The organism is bacterium endosymbiont of Bathymodiolus sp. 5 South (assembly GCF_900128535.1).
Classification (GTDB): domain Bacteria; phylum Pseudomonadota; class Gammaproteobacteria; order PS1; family Pseudothioglobaceae; genus Thiodubiliella.
On the sequence record NZ_FQTR01000094.1, the window covers coordinates 1 to 7,317 of the forward strand.

The 7,317-nt window shown below is 37.8% G+C and carries 5 protein-coding genes; 4 read left to right on the forward strand and 1 reads right to left on the reverse strand.

Features of this window, described 5'->3' with window-relative positions:
• The 4 genes from BBROOKSOX_RS12130 to BBROOKSOX_RS12140 form a co-directional block, all read left to right on the forward strand.
• The coding region (locus BBROOKSOX_RS12130) for an RHS repeat-associated core domain-containing protein (RefSeq protein WP_257607806.1) at positions 1-1,402 on the forward strand (1,402 nt) is incomplete at its 5' end.
• Complete coding sequence (locus tag BBROOKSOX_RS12135) at positions 1,399-2,991, forward strand: RHS repeat-associated core domain-containing protein (RefSeq protein WP_257607807.1); 1,593 nt, start codon at positions 1,399-1,401, stop codon at positions 2,989-2,991. The genes BBROOKSOX_RS12130 and BBROOKSOX_RS12135, both read left to right, overlap by 4 nt.
• Before the next feature lie 113 nt (positions 2,992-3,104).
• A complete protein-coding gene (locus BBROOKSOX_RS08065; RefSeq protein ID WP_139660813.1) occupies positions 3,105-4,670 on the forward strand; it encodes an RHS repeat-associated core domain-containing protein in 1,566 nt (521 codons plus the stop codon).
• A 135-nt stretch (positions 4,671-4,805) separates the two neighbouring features.
• Positions 4,806-6,335, forward strand: coding sequence for an RHS repeat-associated core domain-containing protein (locus tag BBROOKSOX_RS12140; protein ID WP_257607808.1), 1,530 nt, complete (start codon positions 4,806-4,808; stop codon positions 6,333-6,335).
• Between the two features lie 267 nt (positions 6,336-6,602).
• Here the strand turns inward: BBROOKSOX_RS12140 and BBROOKSOX_RS08075 are convergent, their stop codons facing one another.
• Positions 6,603-7,016: a hypothetical protein gene (locus BBROOKSOX_RS08075; RefSeq protein ID WP_139660816.1), complete on the reverse strand. Its 414-nt coding sequence runs from the start codon at positions 7,014-7,016 to the stop codon at positions 6,603-6,605.
• Positions 7,017-7,317: the final 301 nt, after the last annotated feature.

Below are 7,317 nucleotides of genomic sequence, written 5' to 3' on the forward strand. Positions count from 1 at the left end.
CCGTGGCACTGAAAATAACAACCAAAATAACTTTGACGCCAATGGCAATTTATTAAACTTAAACAATATCGGTAACCTAGAGTGGCACTACAACAACACCTTAAATAAACTGACTAAAGCAAACAAATCCAACACCATACAATACTATGTTTATAATTACCAAGGCAAACGAGTCCGCACTGTAACTGAATTTAACCAACAAGTGCAAAGCCAGAGAGACTACCTGCTCTCACTAGATCTTTCAATCAACCAAGAAAAACAACAAAGCGCCGCCCTGCACATCGGCACCCACATCCTCAGCGAAAGTAGCAAAGACAACGCGCAAACCATGTGCCAAACCCGCTATCAGCTCAACAGTCATCTACAATCCAACACCTTAGAACTAGATGACCAAGCCCAAACCCTCAGTTATGAACACTACTACCCTTATGGGGGCACTGCCATCATCGCGGGTAAAGACAAAACCCAAGCCCAACAAAAACGCTACCGCTACACAAGCAAAGAAAGAGACGACAGTAGTGGCTTGTCCTACTACGGTGCTAGGTACCTAACCCCTTGGCTTGCCAGATGGATAAGCCCTGACTCGAAAGGCTTTGCTGATGGTTTGAATTTGTTCGTTTATGTGGGCAATAACCCCCTTCAGTATATAGATCTAACGGGTCATGTTAAAGTTTATCCAGCTAATAAAGGTAAGCCTTATAAAATAGATATATTAGATCCAATTGATGAAACTTATCGCAACGATAATTTGCTTTATTATCCTGAAGCCTATCAAAGATTACAAGAGACAGTTAGGAGTGATCCCGAGCTAACTTTACTAGATAGCAATACACATTTTACTATAATATCAAATAAGCCCTTGAAAATTCAAGCAGAATTTACATTAGCAGAAGAAGGAGGGGATTATAGTAATATAATGAATTTTTCCACAGGGGTGTTACACTTTCAGAGAAATTACAAAGAAGGAAACGATAATATAAATGCAACACAAGTAACCGCTTACCAGTATTTAGGAATGACAAAAATAGCTAGAGCATCAAACCAACTGCCTAAAACTTTTTTTAGATACAATATACTGAACCCGACAACAAACACGATAATACGGGAATATGAAGATGATAAGAATTATTCAAAATTTAGGCATGATTTTATGAAAACTAGCGATCACGGAAGGTCTTCTTGGAGAATTGCTGATGCACTGGGTCTTAAAATAATAACTTCTAATATAGAGATAGAATATACGCGCTATAAACATTACAAGGAAGATCATATTCGCCTACATTTAAAACAACAAAAGACTTTAAGAGACTCTGAAAATCCTTTGGTTTTACCATTTCGTATAAATTATGTAGATTATCATACTCCAATAAAACGACAAAAAGAACGTAGCGCGACCTTATGAACTTACTAGAATCCTATCAGCAAACTTATGACTACGACACAGGTAACAATTTAACTCATCTTTCACACCAAGCCAATAGCAGCACATGGCAACAAACCCTTGCTATCCATCCAAATAACAATCGTGGTACTGAAACCAAACAAAGTGCCTCTGACTTTGATACCAATGGCAATTTATTAACCCTTGATAACATTGGCACCCTGCATTGGCACTACAACAACACCCTTAACCAACTCAGCAAAGCAGACCAAAGCAACACCACACAATACCATGTTTATGATTACCAAGATAATCGAGTCCGCAGTGTGGCTGAATCTGACCACCAAATACAAAGCCAAATAGACTACCTGCCCTCACTAGATCTTTCAACCAACCAAGCAAAACAACAAAGTAGCACCCTGCACATCGGCACCCACATCCTCAGCGAAAGTAGCAAAGACAACACGCAAAACCCTAACCAAACCCACTACCAACTCACCAGCCACCTACAATCCAACACTTTAGAACTAGATGACCAAGCCCAAACCCTCAGTTATGAACACTACTACCCCTATGGTGGCACTGCCATCATCGCTGGCAAAGACAAAACTCAAGTGCAACAAAAACGCTACCGCCATACAGGCAAAGAAAGAGACAACAGTAGTGGCTTGTCCTACCACGGTGCTAGGTACCTAGCCCCTTGGCTAACAAGGTGGATAAGCCCTGATTCAGCAGGGGCGGTTGATGGTTTGAATTTGTATGTTTATGTGGACAACAATCCACTTAAATATATCGACCCAACAGGACATGGTGTTGACACGATAATCTTTGATAATTTTTTAGATAGAATAAATAGAGACAAGACTGGTGAATTAAATATTTGGATTGGGGATGCGCATGGTTTACCAGATGGAAAAAAACTGCTCGCAACCTTAGCGAAAAGCATTGATCCAAATCATATTGGAAATCTGGTAATGGAAGATGTAACTGTTTCAATTTTAGAGGATAAACGACTTACCCGATATCCGGAAACTTCATATCCAACTATAAATAATGTTATGCGTATACGCAATATAATTAATATTATGCGTATACACAATATAAACAGGTTTAATGCTACAGAAATTTATACTTATGAGAGGCAAGCGCGAGCGTTAATAGATAACAACGCATCAGCAAATGGCAAATTTAAGGGCCGTTTTATTGGCGGAGAAAAATGGAAAAATCCTAGGTTAGAAATTTCAAGAATAACAGGCAATGTACTTGCATTGGTTGGTGCCACTCATTTGTTGACAAGTATAGTGCCAACAAGACATTTACAATATATGCACACAGACTCATGTCCTGTTCAGGAACACCTTAAACCCAATACAAGTATTGCTTTAATTCCAAAAAATGTCATTGATCTCTATATTGCATATAAAATCTCAAGACAAGGAAATTTCGTGAACGAATTTGGATTATGGGTTAACGGTAAAGATAACAACCCAGAAGATGCATTTTTAGTTACTGGCAGAGGGGAGGCGATGAGAGAAAGATTTGGCGATATAATGCAACCAATTCCAATAGATTTAAGCAAATTATCGCCTATTAAGGAGCCGAACCCCTGATCTAAATGTAATAAATCATCATGTAATACCTTAACCTAAAGTTCAATTAGTATCGTTAATTAATGATAGGTGGTACTATTGTGTATTTAACTAACTTTATAAAGTAGCTGTGTATGACAATAACATTCAATCATCTTAACGATATTCCAGTAATATCGTTGATAGAGCCCTATTGCCAAACCTACACCTACGATGCAGGCAACAACCTAACCAACCTATCACACCAAGCAAAAAGTAACACTTGGCAACAACCCCTCACTATCCACCCTAACAGTAACCGTGGCACTGAAAATAACAACCAAAATAACTTTGACGCCAATGGCAATTTATTAAACTTAAACAATATCGGTAACCTAGAGTGGCACTACAACAACACCTTAAATAAACTGACTAAAGCAAACAAACCTAACACCATACAACACTATGTTTATGATTATCAAGGCAAGCGAGTCCGCACTGTGATTGAATCTAACCAGCAAGTGCAAAGTCAGAGAGACTACCTGCCTTTACTAGACATCTCAACCAATCAAGCAAAACAACAAAGCAAAAATCTACACATTGGCACCCACATCCTCAGCGCAAGTAGCAAAGACAATGTGCAAACCCACTACCAACTCAACAGCCACCTACAATCCAACACCTTGGAGCTGGATGACAAAGCCCAAACCCTTAGTTATGAACATTATTATCCTTATGGCGGCACTGCCATCATTGCTGGCAAAGATAAAACCCAAGTGCAGCAAAAACGCTATCGCTACACAGGTAAAGAAAGAGACGATAGTAGTGGTTTATGCTACTACGGGGCTAGGTATCTAGCCCCTTGGCTGGCAAGATGGATAACCCCCGATGCAGCAGGTGCTGGTGCTGACTTGAGTTTGTATGTTTATGTGGGTAATAATCCCCTTAAATATAGGGATCCAACAGGGCATATGAAAAAAACACCTGAACAAGAGGCTGTGGAAGAAGGCGCTGTTGGGGGGGTCAATAATATAGAAACCGCAAGACCAATTCCTAGAAAATATAAAATAGACAGAGATGCACTATACAATTCAAGTAGGGAAATAAATCGAATACAAGAAGAAATTTTTCGATCAAATACTTTTAGAAGACTGGGCATCTTGGACTCTTCTAGCCGGAGTTATTATCTTGGAGAATTTAACTGGCAAACAATAGATCTAAAAATAAAACAATTACGGCGTAGTGTAGTTAGTCATATTACCGATATAAGACAGAGTGGAGTCCCTCATCCCAATAATTTTATACAATTTTTTGCAAGCAATGAATATAAGGATTTGGTCTTTAACAAATATCAAGTTGCTAATTGTGCAGAATGTGCGCTTGTTATGCTGAGTGATTTAAGAGAAAATCATCCTAATGTGACAGTAGAATATCTATCAACGACAAAACCTGATCATGGTTTTAACTTAGTTAATCGCGACCAATTCACCTCCATATTTGAACCTGAGAAATGGAATAAAAATTCTTTAGTGGTAGACGCATGGTTGGGGAGCGTTTATACTCAAGAAGAATTTTGTATTGTAAACAAAAAATCACCTCATTATGACATGAGTAATGATTTTTCAGGAAAGATTCAGCACATAACAAAATATGTTAAAAGTGGGGTGAGTTATCGCACCTATGAAAAAAACCATATGGACTCACAAGTCGCTATATTTTAGCCTACGAGCCCAACCCAAATAAATGACAAAATAGCATGGCTTTTTGCTTTTCTTATGCATATTTATTATGCAAAGTCTCCTAAATAAGGGCTTAGATTTACCATCAATATTAAATTAAAAAAAACTATAGCAATTATGAACACCTTAGAATTTTATCAGCAAACTTACGCCTATGACACAGACAACAACCTAACCAACCTATCACACCAAGCACAAAGCAGCACTTGGCAACAAACTCTCACCATCCACCCTAACAGCAATCGTGGCACTGAAAACAACAACCAAAATAACTTTGATACCAATGGCAATTTATTAAACTTAAATAATATCGGTAACCTAAAGTGGCACTACAACAACACCTTAAACAAACTGACTAAAGCAAACAAACCCAACACCACACAATACTATGTTTATAATTACCAAGGCAAGCGAGTCCGCACTGTAATTGAATCTAGTCACCAAGTGCAAAGCCAAAGAGACTACCTACCCGCACTAGACATCTCAATCAACCAAGCAAAACAACAAAGCAACACTCTGCACATCGGCACCCACATTCTCAACGAGAGCAGCAAAGACAACACTCAAAGCCCCAATCAAACCCGTTACCAACTCAACAGTCATCTACAATCCAACACCTTAGAGTTGGATGACAAAGCCCAAACCCTCAGCTACGAGCACTACTACCCCTATGGCGACACTGCCATCATCGTAGGTAAAGACAAAACCCAAGTGCAACAAAAACGCCACCGCTACACAGGTAAAGAAAGAGATGACAACAGTGGTTTGTACTACTACGGTGCTAGGTACCTAGCCCCTTGGCTAGCGAGATGGATAAGCCCTGATGCAACAGGAGCGGCTGATGGATTAAATTTGTATGTTTATGTGGGCAATAATCCCCTTAAGTATGTTGACCCAACAGGACATGTTAAAGTTATTCTAGCTGACATAAGTCTGGAAAATTATGAAATAGATGTACTAAGTCCAATTGAAGAAACTTACTGGAATAATGATTTATTTTATTTTCCTGAAGCGTATAGAAGACTGGAAAATATTGTCAGGGCTTATCCTGCTGATAAATTTAACTTGTTAGACACTAATACAGAATTTTTAATAAAATCAGAAGGGAGTAGCGACGGGGCACTAATCATTCAAGCCTATTCTCATCCGCCTTCTGATTCTTTTACGAATACTATGAACTTTTCCACAGGGGAATTAGTTTTTAATTCAAATTTTAAAAATAAATATCCAGATCGTCGTTCTGGCTTGAACGCAACAGAAGTAACCTCTTATCAATATTTAGGGATGACAAAAATAGCAGGCGCATTAAATATGTTACCTAAAACAATGCTACGCAATAATATAACCAACCCCAGTACAGAGGAAGCAATAAAGATTTATCAAGCTGATAGAAATTACCTAAATTTTTATCGTAATTTTCTTATCAAGAGTGATAATGGCAGGTCTTCTTTAAGGATTGCCAACACTTTTAGCCTTAAGGTAGCCTCTATACAATTAAAGGATTCTTATGATATCGGTCTATATTTAAAACCAAAAATGCCTTTAATATTTGCTGAAAAATCCCTGCCACCTCGTGGAGATATGCATGAATATACCAGTAGGCTGTCTAGAATAAGGCGACAAACAAGCCACTGTGCCATATTGTGATTTCACTAAAACCCTGCCACCAAGCCTATACGATACAGGCAATAACCTAATCCACTTTCACAACAAGCACACAATAAGTTCTCTTATATTGTAAGAAGCTTAATCTTACAAATGAAGGAAATATTCTTTAACTTGTTGCTCTAATTTAGAGGCAAAGAAGTTACAAAAATAGTGCTATCTCTTTTCCCTGCCTGTGTTTACAAAAAATATTGGTTTCGTCTATAGACTCAACGGTTATTTTTTATAAACACAGGTGGAGTAAAAATATTAGCCTATATCAATAAATGCTGTGAGAGGTTCAGCGGCATTTTCAAAAAAAGCTTGCTTGCTGTTATTTATATAGCCACTTACAAAGATATTTTTGTCTGCTTCCATAAGACAGGAAAAACCATCTTTGCTGTATTTTTCACTGTATTTAGTTTCCCTTTTAATTGTAACATTCCATTCGGCTTTTTTTGCGTTTGAAAATTTTATGTAAAGCCTATCTTTAACAAAATATTCTGGATATAGTGTCATAAACCATTCTTTTTTAAGGTCATTTGTTACAATGTGTCCCTTATCGTTGCTAACAACTACATGAAGAGGGGTGTTGCCTACATTCTCTATATTAACATAATCATTTTTTCCACTTTCTTTGCCTTCTTTTAGAATTGCCTTCCTTGCTTCTGTTACTTTTATCATCTCTGACTCCTTTATTAATTATTTGTGTGTTAATTTTATTTGAGACCTTTGCATAAATAGGAATAATCATCAGAAATCCACTTTTCACCCACTTGGCGATTTTTTAAACCCAGCCTTAGTTCTGCCAGGACAAGGTTTAAAGAAATCACCAATTGGGCAAAAATTGGATTTTGCTAATCATCCCTATTTACCCCAATCCAAAAATAAAAACCAAAAAAACGCACAAACCCCAACTGGTATAATGATTTCAACAAAAAAACAGTTTCACCTATTAGGTGAAAACCAAAGACAACCAAGCCCC

Coding starts and splice junctions, on each gene's coding strand:
- BBROOKSOX_RS12135 (WP_257607807.1), top strand. CDS start 1,399: ATGAACTTACTAGAATCCTATCAGCAAACTTATGACTACGACACAGGT.
- BBROOKSOX_RS08065 (WP_139660813.1), top strand. CDS start 3,105: ATGACAATAACATTCAATCATCTTAACGATATTCCAGTAATATCGTTG.
- BBROOKSOX_RS12140 (WP_257607808.1), top strand. CDS start 4,806: ATGAACACCTTAGAATTTTATCAGCAAACTTACGCCTATGACACAGAC.
- BBROOKSOX_RS08075 (WP_139660816.1), bottom strand. CDS start 7,016: ATGATAAAAGTAACAGAAGCAAGGAAGGCAATTCTAAAAGAAGGCAAA.